The organism is Burkholderia sp. HAN2018 (assembly GCF_024704855.1).
In the GTDB taxonomy this organism is placed as follows: domain Bacteria; phylum Pseudomonadota; class Gammaproteobacteria; order Burkholderiales; family Burkholderiaceae; genus Burkholderia; species Burkholderia cepacia.
In genome coordinates this window covers 1-1,259 of record NZ_QOBB01000505.1, presented here as the reverse complement: position 1 = coordinate 1,259, position 1,259 = coordinate 1, and the positions used below count along the sequence as shown (strand labels likewise).

The following is a 1,259-nucleotide window of genomic DNA, read 5'->3' as shown; positions in this document are numbered from 1 at the left end:
GGGCGGGCGGGCGCCGCAACCGCGGCGGCGGGCGCGTCGTCGCGGTGCGCGTCGCCGCCTTCGATCGCATGGCCTGCGATCCATTCGAGCAGTTGCGGCGTGCTGCCGAACTGCGCGCCCGACGCCTGCGCGCGCTTGAAGTAGAGATGCGGGTCGTATTCCCACGTAAAGCCGACGCCGCCGTGCAACTGGATCGCTTCCTGTGCGCAGAACGCATACGCGTCGTTCGCGGCGGATTTCGCCGCGGCGATGTCGACACGCAATGCGTTGCCCGGCACCACGCCGCCGGCCTCCGCGTCCCACGCATGGGCCGTGCCGAGTACGGCCGAGCGCGCCGATTCGATCAGCACCATCATCTGCGCGCAACGGTGCTTGACAGCCTGGAACGACGCGATCGCGCGGCCGAACTGCACGCGCTGGCTCGTGTAGTCGAGCGTCAGGTCGAGGCATTGCTGTGCGCCGCCGAGTTGTTCGGCGGCCAGCGCGAGCGCCGCGAACCATGCGGCGCGTTCGAGCACCTGCGCCGCGTCGCGGCCCGCAATCAGCGCGTCGCGGCTCACGCGCACGTCGTCGAGCGCAATCCGTGCGAGCGGCCTCGTCGCGTCGAGCGTGTCGAGCGGCGTCACCGCAACGCCGGCTGCGCCGGCAGTCATGTCCATCGCGAACAGGCCGACCGACTGCCCTTCGTTCGCGATCCGCGCCGGAACCAGCAGCAGGTCGGCGCGCGCACCGTCGAGCACTTGCGCCGCGACGCCGGACAATGCGAAGCCGGCCGCGGTTTCCTCCGCGATGAACGGAAGCGGTCGCGCACTGGCCGGTTCGTCGAACGAGTCGCCGAACGATGCACCGAACGCATTGGCACCCGGCCGGCCATATGGCCGGCCGACCCGCGCCCCATCTGGCTCGCCGAATAGCCAGTCGAACGGCAGCGCCAGCGTCGCGCTGCACGCGCCTTCGGCGATCTTCGCGAGCCAGTCCATCGCCAGCGGATTGTCAGTGCAGCCCGCGAGCGCGGTCGCCGCCAGGCACGCGGTCGAAAAATACGGCACGCACGCGATGCGCCGGCCAAGCTGTTCCATCAGCACCGCCTGCTCGACCGCGCCGAGCCCGAGCCCGCCCGCCGCCTCCGGCAGCGCAAGCGCGTTCCAGCCGAGTTCGCCCGCCAGCGCGGCCCACAGCGCATCGTCGCGGCCGGCCGATTGCTCGAGTGCGCGGCGCACGTCGGCGGACGCGCTGCGTTCGGCGAGCACGTCGGCCGC

Annotated in this window: 1 protein-coding gene; it reads right to left on the bottom strand. The window is 71.8% G+C overall.

Annotation, left to right across the window (positions count from 1 at the left end; all coding sequences use genetic code 11):
* Positions 1-1,259, bottom strand: a 1,259-nt coding sequence (locus DPV74_RS41405; RefSeq protein ID WP_119339288.1) for an acyl-CoA dehydrogenase family protein, incomplete at both ends; no start/stop codon positions are given.